We start from the raw sequence: 17,122 nt of genomic DNA on the forward strand, positions 1-17,122 counted from the left end.
AGAGATCGAATCCCGTTGGTTGTCGGCTTCTCGTCTCGTCGCAGAACGCGCGCGCAAACCGACCTCGGCGGCATTACAAAGCCTCAAAACTTGAGGTCAAGCGATATCGACGTTCTGATTCGCGCCGTTGCGGATTGGTCCGCCGCGTCGCATTTTTGGACGGCTCTTGAGCCGCCGGTTACGCGAGAAGTGACAAGTAAGGATTGTTCGGTGGTGGCTCTGCGAACAGGAGCCGAACATCGTGCAATAGATAGCCATACAGGCGGCGGGACTTCCTGGGGCCTGTGACATCGCACGTCCAGATGTTCAGGCCCCTGGGCTTTTTGCGATGCAGTTGCAGGCGCTCGAAGCGCTTTTGTACCCATTGCCAATCCTGCTGGTTCTCCTGCTTGGCGAGAGTCCCGACCTGGGGGTGTTCTTGTGCGTAGCGTTGGAATACCCCGGGGCTGACCAGGTAGGCCGTGTCGCCCACCGTATGCACGAGCGCCTTCGCGTCGTTGATGACCAGCCGGCGGGTAGCGATACCTTGTTTCAGCCACGCCATGAAGTGCTCGCCCGATGGCTGCGCCGACGAGGACGTGGGCACCGGCGCTGATGACGGCACGGGCACCATCGAGGTTGGCGGTGGCGTTTGAGGGCCAGCGGCGGGTGCGTCGCCCGAGACGGCTTCCGCATCCTGTTGGGGAACAAGCAAATCGCCGATTCCTACCATCGCCAGCAGGTCCTCCATGACATCGGGTGCGGCTTGTGCGGCAGGCAAGTGAACCGGAGTCGCGGCGTCGACGCCCTCCCATGGAAGGGACTCTTGATCGTCGGTGGCTGGCTTTGCCGTCATTGCCGGCGAGGGCACCAAGGCATCGGCATTGTTGGGTGCCGGTGTCCCGTCGATTGCCACTGCCCCTGCGAAGGGCGCTGGCCGCTCTCCAGACTCCCAAATCAGCGCGGGAGCGAGACGCAGCAGGGTGAATGAGTGGGACCAGCCAGTCGTGCTGGTCACGGTCGCGCGCCAGACCGCCTTGCCGTCCGGCGTCGGTTGCAACATGCCGTGATCCTGCAGCACGTTGAAGACGGCGGTGTTGCTCGCGGGGATGCCGTCGACGCCTAGTGACAGCAGGTGCGCACGCAGCTTGTCCGAGACCGTCTTGCTTACCAGCCACAAGGCATCCTCGGTGATCCAGCCATCGGAGGCTTCCGGCTGGTTCAGCTTCAACTGTTCCTTGAGCAGGTAGCGCAGCCCGTCGAGCAACTTGCGCTGCAGCGCATGCTTGTGTGCAGCCATGGCGCGGGCCGGATCGCCGCCCAGTTCCTGGGCCACCGAAGCCCGGTCGGCCTGCACGACAAGTTCGCCCAGCACGCCGGCGCGCTCGTACTGGCCGGCCAGGACGTAGAGCAGCGGTCCCCACAGGTCGGGATAGCCACTGAGCCAGTCCAGGGCATCACGGTCGAGCAGTTGACGGTAGAGTAAACCTGTCGCGGCGCTGTGGAGCCGATATTCCCGATCGTCGCGGTAGCGGAAGCGGTATGGCTGGTGCAGCGGGCCGTGCCAGGGGTGCCACAGCGAGCCGTCGGACAGTTCGACGTGCAGATCGACGGCGATCTTGCCGATGTCGTGCAGCAGCGCGGCATAAGCGACTGCGGCAGTCCAGGCTTCAGACTGCGCCGCCTGGTCTTCGGGACTGCCGCCAATGGGCAGCAGATGGGACTGCCGCAGCTTGAGCGCATAGGCGACGATCTCCAACCCGTGATCCAGCATGCCGCCGGGGTAAGCGTGGTGATGGCTTTCCGATGCGGGGAATTGTTGGACCAACTCGGCGTAGTGCTCCAGCGGCGTGCGGTATAGGGTGGCGAACTGCCGCCGCGACAGCGACGTGCGCTGCCAGATGTGTTCCAGCAGCTTCTGCCGGCGCGGTGTTGCCAGCAGCGATGCGGCCGATTCGGGCCGCAGCAACCCTTTCGGGAGGTCGGTGGCGGGCGCTGGCGACGGGGCAGCGACCGGGGGCCGTTTTCGCTGGAACAGGGAGAGCATGCGGGTGTCCTCTGGGGGGCCGGCCGGGAGGCCTTTTCGCCTTTTCGAGGTAGGGCCTTTCCCCTTGCACCCCATTCCCTTGCCGTTTCGGCCCTTTGGCCTTTAACCGTTTCGGTATAGCCGGGCCTGGGTTGCGTCTCCAGCGTCAATGTGGAACCCGCACGAATGGATTGGACGGAGACCTGGCGCTGGCCCCTGCCTATGCTGCGGGGACGCTACCCCCGGCAGGTAGGCTCTCGCTCAGGCGACCAAGTTGACAAATGCGACAAGGGCGACTAGAGTGAATCCTGTCTCAAACCTGCTTGGGAGATGACCATGCCCACCGCCATTGAATTCATTGCCGATCGTCTGCCGCGCGTCACCGTGGAGGACGTGCGCCGTTTCGCGGATACCGTTGAAATCCGGGATGCGCCGGCTTTCGCGGCCGAGTTGCAGGCGTTCATTCACGAGCGCGTGGAGGCGGTAAAACTGCCAGCCAACCTCGAAGGCGAAACGGTGGAGCAGGCCCTGGCGCGCAAGGCGGCCGCGCTGCGCACCGAAACGCGCTGGACCCCGACTGAAACCGACGTCCAGCGAGGCCGCGCCGTGTTGCTGGAATCCTTCAACCAGCCGCACAACCTGCCGATCCCCGAGTACGCCAAGCTGGCGGACAAGTCGCGCCAGCAGATCTACAAGGACATCCTCGCGCGCCGGCTGCTGGCGCTGAATGTGGGGCCGCGCGGCCAGAAGCTGCCCGACTGGCAGCTCGACCCGGTGAAGCAGCAGTTGACCCAAACCGTGCTTCAAGAGGTCGAGGGCATCGACCACTGGACGATCTACCGCGCACTATCCGAACCGCTCGAAGGCTTGGGCGGACGCTCGCCGGTGGATGCGGTGACGCATGGCACAATCGATGACGTGGCCGAAGCGGTGTTCAACGTGCTGGGCGTCCAGGTGCATTGAGGCAAGACCGCCATGAGCCGCGAACTGCCCTTGTTCTTGATCGATGCGGGTGAACTGCTCCAGCATGTGAGCCGCGTCGTCTATCGGGGCAGCCCGCTGTACTATGGCCGCAGCGGCACCAATCGCTACGACGACCCGGCGCGGACCTACGGCGTGCTCTACCTGGGCCGCGACCTGTCCACGGCGCTGATGGAGTCGGTGTTTCACAAGCACCAGTGGCTGGCGGACGAGAAGCGCTCGATTGCGCTGAAGGAAGTCGAGAGCCGGCTCGTGCGGGCCGTGGGGGTCCTGGACGACGTGCGCTTGGCCGATCTCACGGCCGAGGGTGTCATGGCGGGTTACTTCGGCCTGAACCTGGAACAGTTGGCCAGCCGCGACTACACGCACACGCAGCAGGTGTCCGCCCAGGTGCATGCGATGCTCGGCGATGATGGCCAGCCGCTGTTCGACGGGGTGCTCTATCCGTCGCGCAACAACTATCCCGCCAAGAGCATCGCCCTGTTCGAGCGTGCGGCAGCAAGAGTCGGCGTTGTCGATGACATCGACCTGGTGGACCATGTGGACTGGCCGCGCTTCGTTGCCACGTATCGCGTCGGCGTGGAGCCTGATCCCGGGCCGGTGGAACCGGATGACGAAGCGTCCTGAAGCGGCAAGAGAGCACATTGAAGCCCCAAACAGAATGAAATGGACCAAACTGGAATAGGCATCCCTCTGTAGCAGGAGACGACCATGAACACCACGACCCGCATCAGCACCGCAGAACGCCTCGGCCGCACCTTTGGCCGCGGATGGCGCGCCTACGCGCGCGGCGAACGTCGGGCGTCGAACTGGTTGGTGTCCAAGGGGGTGCCGGCGGCCGTTGCCACCGCGCTCGTGTGGGTGGTCAAGCTGTCTGTGGTGGGATTGCTGCTCTACGTTGCTTTTTGGTTCGCACTCGTGTTGTTGGGCGTCGTGGCGGCGGCGTGGGCTGCTGCTGCCAATACCTCTGACGAGGACGAGTGGCCTTTCACCGATCTCACAGAACTGCGCAAGACACCGGGCTACGATCCCAATCTGTACAACGATACGTCGCACGAGTTGTACACCGACGACTGACGGACTCCGGGCTACTTCAGCTTGCCTCCCGTGAGTGCCCCAGCCCCCTTGCCCCCGGCTTGGCCGGCGCTCTTGCTGCCGTCCGACAACCCCTGAATGGCATGTCCCGCCCGAATTCCAACCCAGGTCAGGCTTGCCAGCCAGAATCCTGGCAGCACCAGGAACATCGTGCCCGCGACGAACATCAAGAGCATGTCGCCGAACGCATTGTTCAGCCCCACCAGCGGGTCGAAGTTCGTGTGTGGCCGGTTCCAGCCAAAGCCCCAGCCATAGAGCGCATCGAGGATAGTGCTGTCGATCCAGCGAGCGAGCTGGAACCAGAAATCCACGAAGAACAGCGCGAATTGCACGACGCTGACCGTGACGACCGTCTTCAGGTCATAGGTGCCCACGACCAGCACGAGCGGGATGCAGATGACCAGCGCCATCTTGAGCAAGGCGAGGACCATGGGTAGAGACTGTCTCACGACGTCCATGGCGGGAAACGCGGCAATCGCGCCGACGGCCATCCCAACGTCTCCCGTGGCCCGTGTCACGATGTTCGGCAAGGTCTTGTCGATCTGGCCTCCGTAGTCCGTATAGACGCTGCCCTGGTTCAACTTCTGCTGCCGCGGTGACGCGATGGCTCGGATCACCGAGTCGTCCACCTCGGCCCGGCTCAGGAACCCGGCCCAGCCCGCCAGGCGACTCAACAGGCTCGGGTCCACCTGACCCAGCAGGCGTGCCCGCAGGCCGTTACTTCCATCGCTCCACCACTGGCGGCAGGTCGGGTAGCCGCCACCGCTGGCCACCTGCGCAAGCCCTGCGTCGCGGGTGCTGTCATAGGGCCAGTCCTCGCGTGGGGTGCTGGAACGGTATGTGTCGTAGTAGCCGTTCGTGTCGGTGAAGAACCGCGATCCGATCCAGGTCACGTCGTGCATCTGCTGCTCATCGAGCTGAGGGCGCTGCATGAACAATTTGGCCCGTGCAGGCCCATAGCAATCCCGCGAGAAATCCGCTACTTCCTGAGCCAGCACCGGGTCATCGATGCGCGTAGCGTCGATCTCCATGCGCATCTGCCGCAGGTCCGTGCCGCACGGGATCGCTGCCACCGAAGCGCCCGTGACGGCGCGCGAGAGCGCGTGCATGAACGCCCACCACACCGGCACCTTCGCCGACTGGTTGTTGATGGTGCTGAAGGACTGCGACCAGCCGGTATCCCCGGGCTGCGCCACGCTGACCTGGCACTGGGCCGAGCGCGAGCTGTCGTACTGGATGGTGTTCAGGTCCACGTCGATGAACGGAATGCCGGCGAACATCACCACCACGATGGCGACGAAGACCCGGTTCTCGATGCGGGCGGCGCTCAGCACGCCTTTGTTGCCCTCGTCGGCGCCTTCCGCACGGGCCTTCAACCACTCCTGCACGATGATGGCGACGAAAGGCAGCGCGAATACCCCGCTGGATACGAGGACCGCCCAGATGCCGTTGTTGACGATCCAGGACACGAGGGTTAGGTAGTACTCCAGGTAGTCGGTCGTGAAAAGCGTCATGGCCTCGATCCCCTCAAGCGGCCTGCATCAACAGGCTGGCTTCCAGCGCCACGATGGCAACAATGCCGGCGACCTCAGCGCGAATCAGCCGGCGTCGGGCCAGCGTGCTGTCCTCGCGCGCCAGCAGCCGCCGCCGCATCCAGACCCAGCCGCAGGCCGTCGCCCCGTACAGGAACAACCGCCACACGAAGAAGTAGCCCGATGCGGCCGCGAGCCACCGCTCCCAGCCGGCCACGCTGCCAACGAGATAGATGCCGGCGATGTTGGCGCCCACCGCAGCGGCGACGATCACGGCCGCCCACAGCAGTGCTTTCGCCGCACGCCGGCTGATGAGCCAGCGCAAGGGGCGCCAGGCCATGCGCTCCGCGCTCATGGCCGGCCTCCCGGATTGCCCTTCTGCAACTGGTCGAGGCGGTCGGGCACCGGATCGCCCTCATAGATGCCGCGCGAGCCTGCCGCGCGCGTGCCATGGCGCTGGATGATGGCCATCGGCGAGTTGTTCGCCAGCTCGCGCCGCAGTTCAAGTTCGGTCTTGAGGTTGCGGATCTCCCGGTCGAGCGTGTCGCTCTCGTGGTTCACGGCCTCGACTGCCAACTCGTTGGCTGCCACGTTGGGCTCTTTCTTGCCGGTGAGCAGCGTGCGCTGGAGCAGCAGTGCCTTCTCCAGCACCGACGAAAGCGCCACCTCGGACGCGAGGCGCCGCGCCAGCAGGTCCTGGTCCGGCTCGTCGCGCAGCGCCTCGATGACGCCGCGCGTGATCGGCAGCGACGTGCTGCCGGCCTCGCGCAAGTTCTCGAAGGTGGTGTTGCGCACGCCGGAAACCAGTTCCTGCAAGACTTCCAGCTTGGCTTCGTACTCCTCCTGGATCAGCGGCGTCAGCCCGACGCCGGGCACCGTCTCGGTCTTGGTGCAGGAATCGCACGTGCGCTGCACCTGTTCCCCGAGGACCCGGGTGGCCCATTCGGTCGCCTGCTGCGGCGACGTCCAGGTCTGGCAGGACAGGCTCGCGCAACTGGTGGACGCGATGGAGGATGTGTCCGTCACGCCGCGCCCGTTGACCAGGTTGTAGCCCGCGCGGGTGACGTCGCCGACCACGCGGATGGCGGACTGGCCTGCGCCACCGGCATTGCTGCCGCCCACCCAGGGAAGGCCGTCGTTGCCGCGGCGCGTCTCGGCCTGCTCGACGGCCGACACGGCATCGTTGCTGCCAACCGCGTCACGCAAGGCCATGCCTTCGGCCATCTGGCTCCAGCCAAGCTGGCCACCCGCAGTCTCGGCCATCTTCTCCGCCATGGCGCGGCACGTCAGCTTGGAGCGGTCGAAGTCCAGCCGCGCCTGCAGCACGCCGTTGGTCAGCAGGTTGTACAGGCCCGGATCGGCGCGCTGAATGATCAGCGCCGGCAGCGATGCAACCGCGCTGGTCGCGCTCTGGATCACGTTGCTCATGATCTGCTGAAAGCCGTTCGTGATGCCGTTGAGCTGATTGCGCAGCGTGGTCTGGATGCTCATGTCGCCGCAGATCAGGTTGCTGTTCCACCCCACGCCGACCCCGATGGAGCGCATGCCGGCCGCGCGGCCCATGGACACCGCACTGCCACCGCCGATCGAGTACATGACGTCATCGCCGAGGACGGGGCCGCTGTTCTGGTATCCGACCTGCGCCCACGCCAGGCCGCAGACCAGAGCGAGCGGGCCGGCCAGCGCCTTCGGGCGCAGCAGGCGGCACGCCTTGGCGGAAAGGTTCATCGATTCAGGACGCTTCATCGTGGCACCTCAGAGGAAATCGACGCTGCCCAGGAACACCTGCCCGCGGCGTTCGCAGCACGCATAGGGACGCCACAGCGCCCAGGCGTAGTCGCCTTGTTGGGCCTGGGTCAGCGTGCCGCTGTGCGGGAACACCACGCAGGTGTTGGACAGGCGCGGCGTCAGCTCCTGCCACTTGCCCGTAGAGGCATCACCCTCCATCAGCGCGCCGGCCGGCCAGTAGCCGTCGCGGGCGTTGGCAAGCAGCGGCTGGTACACGTGGATCTGCCCGCGGCGCGTGACGACATCACCGGCGCGCTGGGCCACGACGGCCCCGGATTTGTAGTCATCGGTCTGATGCAGGAAGCCGCCGCGCGGATAGACATTGCCCCAGAGGTTCATCGTGGTGCGCGCACCGACCTCGCGCATGCCCGGAATCAACGCCTCCGGGTAGGCCATTTCAGGCACGTTGTAGCGCCAAGCCAGCGTGTCCAGGGTGCTGAGTAGATACGGCATGAAGGCCGTGCCCGCGCCTTGGCAGAAATAGCCCGACGACGATGCGAACTGGTTGAATACCTCGCCGCCAGGATGGCCGATGACATCGCTGTTCTTGAATTTGGCGAGGTTGTTTTCGTGGTCTTCGTTCGTGGTCCCATCCCCACCTGCCTGTGCGGATGGGTTGGGCGTGCTCATCGCCTGCACCTCGACCCAGGGGTTCTCTCCGGTGTTGCTGTAGCTGGAGACGACCGCATCGGGCACGTAGTGCCGGACCTTGGTGGATGTGCGCACCGTGCAGCCCGTCCAGGTGCAGTAGAGCCAGTAGCAGATGCCCACCACCCGGTACTCCAGGCAGTCCGGCGACATGACGGAGGACACGATGGTGGCGGTGTTCAAGGCGTAGCTGCCCGTGGCGCTGATCAGCAGCAGCGAGGCCACGGCGACGCGCAGGCGGCGCAGCAGGTCGAATGGGCGATGGGTCACGGCTGCGTCCTCCGGTGTTGCTCGATGCGCGCGACGGCCCGGGCCACGTCCGGCTCGCCATAGACCACAAAGCGTTGATCCACCACGACGGCCGGGATGGTCGTGACACCCAAACTCCATGCGTCGGTGACGCCCTGGTAGGCGGTGCCGATGCGGCGCTGAAGATCGGTGCCGCCTTGCTTCAGGCGTTGCCGGACGATGGCTGCTGCCCGCTCAGGGTCGGCTGGAAGATTCGCGGAAAGCTCGGCCTCGATCCGGGGCGTTTCGCCCAACTCGATCAGTCGCTCGCCGCCCATGGTCTTGACCGGGTGGCGGCTGTCGGTGACGACCACCACGTCGGCGGCGAAGGTGGCCGGGCTGAACACCGCCAGAGACGTCGGCAGCGCCACGGCCAGGCCAAGGGTTCGCCAGCCTGGTGCGAACCGGGTAAAAGCTGCTGGCATGTCATGTGCCCCGGAAGTTGATCAGGGCCATAGTCAAACGCCGAACCCCAGGCGGCCCCAACAAACAATGCGCATCGCGGCCACCCCGCATACCTGCTTGCGTCGCCGCAAAGAAAAAAGCGGAGGCCGAAGCCTCCGCGCTGATCAACGAAGCAGTGCAACCCTTACAGCAGGCCGGACTCCGCAAAGGAGAACGGGGCACCCTGGCCGACGATGATGTGGTCCAGTACCCGCACATCGATGAGCGCCAGCGCGGCCTGCAGTTGCTGGGTCAGCATGCGATCCGCGCTCGACGGCTCGGAAATGCCCGAGGGGTGCTGGTGCGCGAAGACCACCGCGGCGGCCTTCAACTCCAGCACACGCTGCACGACGACACGCGGATAGACCGAAGTCGAGTTGATCGTGCCCCTGAACAACGGCTCGTAGGCCAGCACCTGGTGCATGCTGTCCAGGAACACCGCGGCGAATATCTCATTGGGCTCGGCGACCAGCTTCACGCGCAGGTAGTCGCGCACGGCCGTGGGGTCGAGGAGTTTCGCACCCGCTTTGAAAACCCGCTTCTCCAGCAGTGCAATGGCTTGCTGGATGATCCAGTCCTCGTGTTGGGCAGCGATGGCGGAAAGCGACTCCAGGCAGGAGTCATTGACGACGAAAGACATGGCGAACCTCCAGACGGTGAGATCGGAGGGCGCGCGCCCTGGGAGGGCAAGCCCTCCTGGGGAACGAACAAGGTGCATCCATCACCGCGGCAGCGGTGATCGTTCGCGGCCAGGATGCGAGGCGAACGGGTTTCGGTCAGCGCAGTGGACTGCGCCGTAGCCTTGAAGACCGGGGCTACCTGGGCATGTCGCCGACGACGTCGGCAGGCATTTCCGATGTAGTAGGTGTGGCGGCGGGATCGCCGGCCGCGAGCATGTCCATGGCCGACAGCAAGGCATCGCCCTCGATCGGACCCTGCAGTAGGATCGCCTTGCCGGTTTCGCGATCGTGCAGCCGCAGCGACGGCGTGGCGGTCACGCCGCTGCTCGTGGCTTCCGCCGTCTGGGTGCGGATCGGCGCCTCGGGCCGTTCGCTCGCCAGACACTGCTCGATGGCTGGCGTAAGGTCGGGGTACCGCAGGTCCTCGGGCAAGCCCTGGCCGTCGCTGCGCGTGTGGGCATAGACCCACTCGACAGCCTGCCAGAAGGCGGCATGGCCGCCAGATTCGCCGGCGCACTCCGCCAGGCTCGCTTCGGCAGACGCGGCCGGCTCATGCGCGGCCAACGGGAGGTGGTGCCATTGCAAGGCCACGTCCGCGTTGCCGGCCACCCAACGCTTGAGCACTGGGAAATAGGATCGGCAGAACGGGCATTCGAGGTCCGCGTAGAGCGTCAGCGTGAAACGCCCTTCCGGATTTCCCATCTGCCACGGAGGCCCGGCCACCTGCGTCACGCTGACCGGCGTTGAAGTCTGGGGAGTGGACTTGCCAGAATAGCGGGACACGAGCCAGATCAGCAGCAGCGCTACCAGCACGGCGGCCAACACCCAGGGCCAGCTGAGCCTCCAGCGCCGACGGCGGAACGCCTGTACCTGCATCGGAATGGATGGGCGTTTCTGTTCCATGGCGTTCTCCGGTGTACGGCAGATTCAGGGCAGGTCCAGGGTCGGCGACTCGATGCCACGTGCCCCGTCGATCTTCTCAGCCACCTTGAAGGCGGCATCCAGCTCGCTGACGCCGTGCTGCTGCATGAGCTGGTAGCGTTCTGCCTTCTCCTCGGGCTCGGTTTGCGCGAGCGCGAGGTAGAGACTTGGCGGCACGGCGCGGAACAGCACTTCCATGCTCTTGGAGAGGATGACGCCCTCGGTGAACTTGCCCGCTTCCTTGCGTGCGGAGAGCATCAGCGCCTTCTGCGCCGGCGAGAGTTCGCGGAACCTGGCGATCTTCTCCACTTCGTCCGGCGGCATCGACAGGCACACCCACCACTCGATCATGTTGAGCATGGGCTCTGCGGCGCGCGGCAGATCGTCGATGTTTTGCGTCGCCAGCCAGAACCAGGCGCCCAACTTGCGCCACATTTTTGTAATTTTCACGACATAGGGCGCGAGCAGCGGGTTCTTGGTGATGATGTGACCTTCGTCGGTCACGTTGACGATCGGCCGGCCCAGGTACTGGTCGCGCTCGGCGATGTTGTTCACCGTGCTGATCAGGCTGATGTAGGCGATGGAGAGCTGCGCGTTGTAGCCCTCGCGGGCATAGGTCGCCAGATCGACCAGCGTGATGTCGGCCTCGGGCCACGGCGTGCCGTCACGGTCGAACATCTCGCCGTCCGTGCCTTGGCAGAACATGTCCATCGCGTCCGCCATCTCCAGCAGCCGCACGCGCCGCATCTCGGGCAGCGTCGGGTCCTGGCCACGGGCGCGCAGCGCGTTGCGCACGTCGCGCGTGAGCACGGTGCGCTTTTCGGCCACGCAATGTTCGGCGGCGTCGAGGATGCACTGGCGGATCAGCGAGCGGTCGGCCCGCGTCATCCGCGCTTCTTCCTTGTCTTCGCCGCCCGTGATCATCAGCCGCGCTGTGATCTCCAGTTCGCCCAGCACGTCGCGCTGCTCGTCCGCTTCCATGGCCGAGGCATCGGGGGGCAGGTCTTCGTCCAGCGCGTCGGCATCGAGCGTCTGTACGTCGCTGGGCGTTTCGATCAGCCGGCGTGCGTCGGCGAACGGCGCCAGGCTGATGCCCGATCCGGGGGCCAGCTTGACCCGGTTCACGGTCAGGCCCAGGCGCCTGGCGAAGTCGCTGAACAGGCCGAAGCTGTTGCCGGCTTCCACGATGAAAAGCCGCGGCCGGTAGATGGCCGTCACCTGGTTCAGCAGGTTGTTGAGCGTGGCGGACTTCCCCGAGCCGGTGGGGCCAAATAGAAACAGATGGGCATTCATCTGCCGATCCAACCTGTTCAAGGGGTCGAACGTAATCGGGCCGCCGCCGCGATTGAACATCGTGATGCCGGGATGCCCCGTGCCCTGGGCGCGGCCCCATACTGGCGACAGGTTCGCCGCGTGCTGGGCGAACATCAGTTGCGTGTACCACCGGCGCCGGTCCTTGCCGGGGTTGTAGCAGCACGGCAGCCAGCGCAGGTAGCTGTTGAGCGGCGCCACCTCGTCGTCCTCGCGCACCGGCTGCAGGCCGGCGTTGAGCATCACGTTCGCGAGGTCCAGGCCGCGCCGATCCAGTTCCGCCTCGTCGCGCCCGCGTAGGTAGAACGCCAGAGTGCCCCGGTAGAGCTTGTGCGCGCTGCCGATCAGGGAGCGGGCTTCATGCACGTCCTTGAGCGTCTGCTCCGACGCCAGCGTCTCGCCCACAGCTTTCTTCGCCAGATGGTTGAGGTCCGATTCGAGGACGTCCTGCGGCGTGGCCACCATGGTGAGACACATCAAGGTGTCCTCGGGCATCTGGTCGAACAGCGTGTTGATCGCGTCCCCCTTGCGGGTCTCGCCGGTCAGGTGCCCGGTGCCGGGCGGCATGCGCAGCCGGTCGGTGATCAGCACGCGGTGCGGCATGCCGTCGAAGTACCAGGCCCCTTGCGCCACGTCCGAGCGCGGCTGCCCAAAGAACAGCCGCTGGCTGAAATCCCGCCCGCTCGCCAGCTCGATCTCGCCGGCCTCGCTTTCCTCGGTACTGTCCGGATAGCGCGCCAACGCGTAGAAGCGCTCCCGGTCCTCCACCCCAGGCCCGAGCAGCGTGGGGCGCGGGTTGAACCACCGCAGCAGCCAGTCGTGGACGTCGGCCGCGACCATGCGCCGGGCCTGGATGCCGGCGTTCGCCAGGCCGCCGCACAGGCGGTCGCAGACGATGCCCAGCATCTGCTCGGGTGTCTGGCCGCGGCGGTTTGCCTGTCCCTGTCCGCTCGCGCGGCGGTACACCACCATGCGCACGCGCCGCGTCTGGCCGCGCCAGCGCAGCCGCGTGACCACCGTGTCCTCGAACAGGCCGCCGGGCTTGGCCACAGCGCGCAGGTGGTGGCCGAAGAAGCGCAGGTAGAACTCGGTGAACGCCGAGCCGCGCGCACGTGGCTGCACGTAATCGCGCAAGGTCTGCATGTACTGGTCGAAGCTCGGTTCGTCCTGGGCATAGAGCTGGAGCACCCACGGGTTCTCGTCCAGTTCATCGAAGCTGTCCTGAAGCGCGTTTTCCAGGGCGTCGCGGGCATGCGCGAGCCAGCCGGGTTCCCGGCCTTCGGTGCCCAGCGGCACCAGCTCGTAGAAGGCGGCCACCGATTGGCCGTCCTCCAGGAGCATCGATTTCGACTCGGGCAAGAACTCCACCCAGGGCAGCAGTTCCACGAAGGACGGTGCGACGTCGTACAGCGCCTGCTCGTCGGCCACGGTCGCCGGCTTGCGGCCCTGGACCGCGGCGCCGGGTTCGGGGATGCCGGCTTGCTGCAAGGCCTCGACGTGGCGCTGCCAGCCGTCCGGCTGCTCGTCGGCGGCGGTGTCTTCGGCGCTGACGGCAGCCAGCTTCGGCCATGGAAGTTTCCACCGCATCAGTAGTCCTCCGTCCTCTCGCCAGGCATCGCGTACTGCACGCGCTGGTACAAGGGGAAAACCGTCGTGTAGCCCGGCACGGGAACGGGGTCGGTGCCGGCCAGGTGCGGGTACACGTACATCACGAGATCGGGATTGGGCAGACGCTGGAACTGGCGGTGAACCTCATTGCGCGCGGTGCGCGTGTAGCGCATCTGCTCGACAGGTGCGGCCTGCACGTCGGCGTCGGTCAGGGGCCGACGCAGGCTCTGGCGCGCATCGAGCAACTGGCGGCCGGCGTTCCGTCCGGCTGCGCCACCGCCGTCGCCGGCCTCCTGCTGCCAGATGTCCATCATCGTGCGGTCACCGTGGGTCAACAGCTTTTCCTTGCTGGTGGCGCAGCCGGCGAGCACCGCGACGGCGAGGGCCAGTGCTAGGCCACGGGCCAGGTTAGTCAAGTTCAAGGGCATGGCTTTCTCCTGCGCGGTGATCGACCTTGCGGCCTTCGGGATCGAAGTCGATGGCGAGCGGCTTTTCGAGGTGGACGGCAACCTTGGCGCCGGGTTGGACATAGACGGCGGCGAAGGCTTGGCCGTAGAGCTTGTTGACCCAGGCCGACATGTCCCGGACACCGCCCGCGAGAATCTGGCCGACCGCTTCTTGGCCGGTGATGCCCACGGTGCCGATGGAGCCGTCCGAGCCGACATAGGACATGCGGCCGCTGCCACTCTCGATGAGCGAGGCCACACCGGCACCGGCCGCGGTGATCAGGGCCTGCGAGCCGAGGTATTGCTGGGCGTTGCTGCGCCGCTCGCCGCTGACGCAAGGAATGCCGTGGGGATCGCTGATCCAGCCCAAGCCGTCGCGCTGTTGGTTGTTCTGCTGGTTGCCCTCGCGGTCTTCGGGGATCGTGCGAATCGTGCCGTCGTTGAAGACGAACGTGATGCTGCGCACCTGACCTCGCACGCACGAGAGCGTCCAGTCGCCCGAGGCGGTGCCGCTGAACACGGCGCCGGCCACGTCGGGAATGTCGATGCCATTGGCGGTCAGGTTGTCCGGCCCGACCAGAACTTTGAACGGATAGGGATCGTTGACCGTGCCGTCGATCGGCACGCGGCCGATCAGGGCCGTCATCGCCACCGATCCCATTAGCGTCGAGTTGGTCGGCACGGTATAGACCGGCTTGGCATTCTTGACCCCGGCGGCGCGGGCGCCCGCGTTGGCCACGGTTTCAGCGGTGGTTTCGAGCGTGCTCTGCGCCGGGCCGAAGCTCGTGGGGAAGCTCATGCCGCCGCTCGCGCCACGCCCCCCGTTGCGCCCCTCGGCGGGCTTTGCGTCGTCCGGCTCGACCCACCGCACGCCGCCCTCCATGCCGGCCTCGTCGCCGCCCTGCAGCCCCAGGCCCACGGGCAGGTCCGCATGGCCGCCGCCGCGCCCGCCGATGCTGTCCAGGCGCCGCTGCAGGTCGGCGAGCAGCCCTTCGGTCTGCTGGCGCGCGCTGGCCGCCTGCTCTTGGTCGCGGCGCAGGTTGGACCGCTCGGATTCGAGCGCCGAGTTGATGCGCTGGTCGATGGAGTTCTCGCGCTGGCGCAGCCGCTGGTTCTCTTCACGCTGCGACTTGTTGTCCGAGAGCGCGGTCTGAAGCTCGGTGCGCAACTGCTTCACTTGGGCAACGAGCGTCGCCACGGTGTCGCGCGGGGTGTCGCCTTCGATGCCCAGCGCCTTCATTTCCTCGGGCGTGAGCTGGGCGCCGTTGTCCGCCACGGGTGGCGCCGTGCCGCCTCCACCCGAGAACAGCCGGATACCGGCGAACAGCACCAGGATGGCGACAGGGATCATCAGCCACTTGAGCAGGCCGTTACTGCGCATGGCGGGCCTCCTTGGCGTTCTCGTCGCCGTCCGGCTGCGGCAGATGCACGGCAGGGTCGAAGCGGTGAATCGCCGGCAGCAGCGACTGCGCGAGGCCGCGGCCGCGCGTGACCAGGTACAGCACGGTCGTGTCCTCGGTCGTGCCGCGCGGGCCCAGCGCCTCGTGCTGGAAGGTGGCGGTGAGGAAATCGCCTTGCAGCACGCGCGGGTCGAGCGCGACCCAGTCGGCGCCGGTGTTGGTGAGGCGCACGGCAGTCACCCATTGGTCTTCCAGGCGCCACGACGCGAGCACGGCCGCGCGCACCGGCAGCGTTGGCATCAGTGTGTCCAGGTCGAGGTCGCGGGGAAGGTTGACCCGCATGACGCCCGGAAGCGGCTCGACGGTGCGCAGCGGTGCGTAGAGGTTCTGCGCGGCGAAGCGCGTCAGCACGACAGGGACCGGAGTTTCGCGCCGCGCGGTCCGCGCACCTGCCTGGCCCTGGGCGCGTGCCGGGGCCTCGGCACTGTCGGCCTGCTCGCCATAGCGTCCCGGTGCGCTGTCACCCTCGACGATGCGCACCGGCTCCAGCTCGGCTTCCCCGTCCTTGGGCGGTTCGGCTGCGATGTCCAGCAGGATCAGCGCGCCCGTGTCGGCGTCCTGCAGTTGCAACCGCGTGGGCTCGATCGGCTCGCTGGCACGCAGGTACACCGCGCCGCCCGCACTCTGCACGCGCAGGCGTTTGCCCACGCCTGCGGGCACGCCCACGCGCACGTTCCGGTCGATGAATACGATGCGTTCCTGACCGACCTTCAGCGGCACTGCCAGTGGCATGCGTTCCCAACGCAGGATCTCCACCGCCTGGGCGACGGGTGCCGCGGCCACGGCCAGTAGCCCCAGCAGCGCGAGTACAGGATGCTTCATGGGGTGTTTCCTCCTTGAGGCGCTTGCGGATTCAGGTCACTCGGCGCCGGGCGCGCCGGCTCCGGTGCACTGATGCGCTGGGGCGCGCCTTCGTAGCAGTCCAGCGCCAGGCCGAACGGGTTGCGGGCGGGATCGACGTCCACCCGCGTGACCTTGATCGGATAGCGCACCAGGGCGCGTTTGACCTGCTCGGCGCCGTAGTACTCGTCCGCCGTGATGTCCAGCGTCACCACCCAGTCGCGATCGGATACGGTGCGCACGCGCGCCGTGGGGTCGTCGCCATAGCCGCGGCCGGGAATCTCGTAGATGCCGCGCACGCGCTGACGCAGCTCGCCCGTGGAGCGGCGGTAGTCATAGTCCGCCCGCAGGAAGGCCTGGCAGGACGGGGTGAGGTACGGCGAGAGCGTATGGAGGTTGCGCGAGTAGTCTTCTTCGCCATTGGTCGGCCAGCGGTTCAGCGTCTGGAACACGTAGAACGTGAACGCATAGACCGATTCGGGCGGCACTTCCCACCACTTGCGGGTACTGCCAGAGCGCAGGTCGGGCGGGACGTGGATGGTCAGGTCGCGCGGCGCGCTCCACCAGCCGCCGCCCATGACCAGGGCGACAATGACCAGCGCGCCCGCGCCCAGGCGCAAGGTCTTGATGTGCGCCTGCAGGTGGGCGATCTCGTTCTTGAAGCGGCTCATCGCATGCTCCTGCGGGTGGACCAGAAGCCCGAGCGCGAGATCAGCACGTGGCCGCCCACCCAGCCGGCCATCAGCGGATGGCGCGTTGCGATGCGCCACTGCAACTGTCGATACAGCCAGGTGTCGGGGCGCCCACGCTTGAGGCGGCGCAGGATGCCGCCGCCGATGAACACGCCCAAGGCCACGCCCAGGACAACGAACGTCGGTGCGATGGCGATCGTGCGGAACACCCACGAAAGCGGCGCGCCGACCAGCAGGCCGGCCGCGCCGGACAGGCCGCAGCAGATCCACAGCTCGTCGGCGGTGAGGCCGCGCACGACCACGGGATGGCGGTTGAGCCGGTGCGGAAGGAACGTGACCGTCCCGTCCGCACGGACGTGCTGCTGCTCGGACATACCGGCCTC

General features: G+C 66.6%; 17 protein-coding genes. 3 read left to right on the forward strand and 14 right to left on the reverse strand.

Annotation, left to right across the window (positions count from 1 at the left end):
* Nucleotides 1-178: 178 nt before the first annotated feature.
* Nucleotides 179-2,026, reverse strand: a complete 1,848-nt coding sequence (mobH, locus tag HV798_RS21135) for a MobH family relaxase (protein ID WP_003109768.1) — start codon at nt 2,024-2,026, stop codon at nt 179-181.
* A gap of 315 nt (nt 2,027-2,341) precedes the next feature.
* Between mobH and HV798_RS21140 the strand changes: the two genes are divergently transcribed.
* From HV798_RS21140 to HV798_RS21150, 3 genes are all read left to right on the forward strand, one after another.
* A complete protein-coding gene (locus HV798_RS21140) occupies nt 2,342-2,968 on the forward strand; it encodes a hypothetical protein (protein WP_003109769.1) in 627 nt (208 codons plus the stop codon).
* Nucleotides 2,969-2,980: 12 nt separating this feature from the next.
* Nucleotides 2,981-3,613: an RES family NAD+ phosphorylase gene (locus tag HV798_RS21145; RefSeq protein ID WP_003090219.1), complete on the forward strand. Its 633-nt coding sequence runs from the start codon at nt 2,981-2,983 to the stop codon at nt 3,611-3,613.
* Nucleotides 3,614-3,697: 84 nt separating this feature from the next.
* Complete coding sequence (locus HV798_RS21150; RefSeq protein WP_003090216.1) at nt 3,698-4,063, forward strand: DUF3742 family protein; 366 nt, start codon at nt 3,698-3,700, stop codon at nt 4,061-4,063.
* Nucleotides 4,064-4,074: 11 nt separating this feature from the next.
* Here the strand turns inward: HV798_RS21150 and HV798_RS21155 are convergent, their stop codons facing one another.
* The 13 genes from HV798_RS21155 to HV798_RS21215 form a co-directional block, all read right to left on the reverse strand.
* The gene (locus tag HV798_RS21155; protein WP_003090214.1) at nt 4,075-5,595 is read right to left on the reverse strand and encodes a conjugal transfer protein TraG N-terminal domain-containing protein; all 1,521 of its coding nucleotides are present in this window, start codon (nt 5,593-5,595) and stop codon (nt 4,075-4,077) included.
* A 13-nt stretch (nt 5,596-5,608) separates the two neighbouring features.
* The gene (locus HV798_RS21160) at nt 5,609-5,968 is read right to left on the reverse strand and encodes a hypothetical protein (protein ID WP_003090212.1); all 360 of its coding nucleotides are present in this window, start codon (nt 5,966-5,968) and stop codon (nt 5,609-5,611) included.
* Nucleotides 5,965-7,359, reverse strand: a complete 1,395-nt coding sequence (locus tag HV798_RS21165; RefSeq protein ID WP_003109770.1) for an integrating conjugative element protein — start codon at nt 7,357-7,359, stop codon at nt 5,965-5,967. The genes HV798_RS21160 and HV798_RS21165 overlap by 4 nt, the downstream gene beginning before the upstream one ends.
* Before the next feature lie 9 nt (nt 7,360-7,368).
* Nucleotides 7,369-8,232 (reverse strand): TIGR03756 family integrating conjugative element protein, encoded by an 864-nt coding sequence (locus HV798_RS21170; protein ID WP_425265766.1) that lies wholly within the window; start codon nt 8,230-8,232, stop codon nt 7,369-7,371.
* A gap of 83 nt (nt 8,233-8,315) precedes the next feature.
* Nucleotides 8,316-8,762 carry a TIGR03757 family integrating conjugative element protein gene (locus tag HV798_RS21175; protein ID WP_003109772.1) on the reverse strand — a complete coding sequence of 149 codons (447 nt, stop codon included), beginning with the start codon at nt 8,760-8,762 and terminating at the stop codon, nt 8,316-8,318.
* Between the two features lie 164 nt (nt 8,763-8,926).
* A complete protein-coding gene (locus HV798_RS21180; protein ID WP_003090203.1) occupies nt 8,927-9,421 on the reverse strand; it encodes a JAB domain-containing protein in 495 nt (164 codons plus the stop codon).
* Nucleotides 9,422-9,596: 175 nt separating this feature from the next.
* Nucleotides 9,597-10,364: a DsbA family protein gene (locus tag HV798_RS21185; protein ID WP_003090202.1), complete on the reverse strand. Its 768-nt coding sequence runs from the start codon at nt 10,362-10,364 to the stop codon at nt 9,597-9,599.
* A 24-nt stretch (nt 10,365-10,388) separates the two neighbouring features.
* A complete protein-coding gene (locus tag HV798_RS21190; RefSeq protein WP_175216498.1) occupies nt 10,389-13,280 on the reverse strand; it encodes a conjugative transfer ATPase in 2,892 nt (963 codons plus the stop codon).
* Nucleotides 13,280-13,729, reverse strand: coding sequence for a TIGR03751 family conjugal transfer lipoprotein (locus HV798_RS21195; RefSeq protein WP_003109775.1), 450 nt, complete (start codon nt 13,727-13,729; stop codon nt 13,280-13,282). The genes HV798_RS21190 and HV798_RS21195 overlap by 1 nt, the downstream gene beginning before the upstream one ends.
* Nucleotides 13,710-15,128 carry a TIGR03752 family integrating conjugative element protein gene (locus tag HV798_RS21200; protein WP_020924934.1) on the reverse strand — a complete coding sequence of 473 codons (1,419 nt, stop codon included), beginning with the start codon at nt 15,126-15,128 and terminating at the stop codon, nt 13,710-13,712. Before HV798_RS21200 ends, HV798_RS21195 begins: the two co-directional genes overlap by 20 nt.
* Nucleotides 15,118-16,029: a TIGR03749 family integrating conjugative element protein gene (locus tag HV798_RS21205; RefSeq protein ID WP_003105643.1), complete on the reverse strand. Its 912-nt coding sequence runs from the start codon at nt 16,027-16,029 to the stop codon at nt 15,118-15,120. The genes HV798_RS21200 and HV798_RS21205 overlap by 11 nt, the downstream gene beginning before the upstream one ends.
* On the reverse strand, nt 16,026-16,718 hold the full coding sequence (locus HV798_RS21210) for a PFL_4703 family integrating conjugative element protein (protein ID WP_003105641.1): 693 nt from the start codon (nt 16,716-16,718) through the stop codon (nt 16,026-16,028). The genes HV798_RS21205 and HV798_RS21210 overlap by 4 nt, the downstream gene beginning before the upstream one ends.
* Complete coding sequence (locus HV798_RS21215) at nt 16,715-17,113, reverse strand: TIGR03750 family conjugal transfer protein (RefSeq protein WP_003105639.1); 399 nt, start codon at nt 17,111-17,113, stop codon at nt 16,715-16,717. The genes HV798_RS21210 and HV798_RS21215 overlap by 4 nt, the downstream gene beginning before the upstream one ends.
* Between the last annotated feature and the right edge of the window lie 9 nt (nt 17,114-17,122).

The sequence above is a fragment of the Achromobacter deleyi genome (genome assembly GCF_902859705.1).
Taxonomy (GTDB): Bacteria; Pseudomonadota; Gammaproteobacteria; order Burkholderiales; family Burkholderiaceae_B; genus Achromobacter; species Achromobacter deleyi.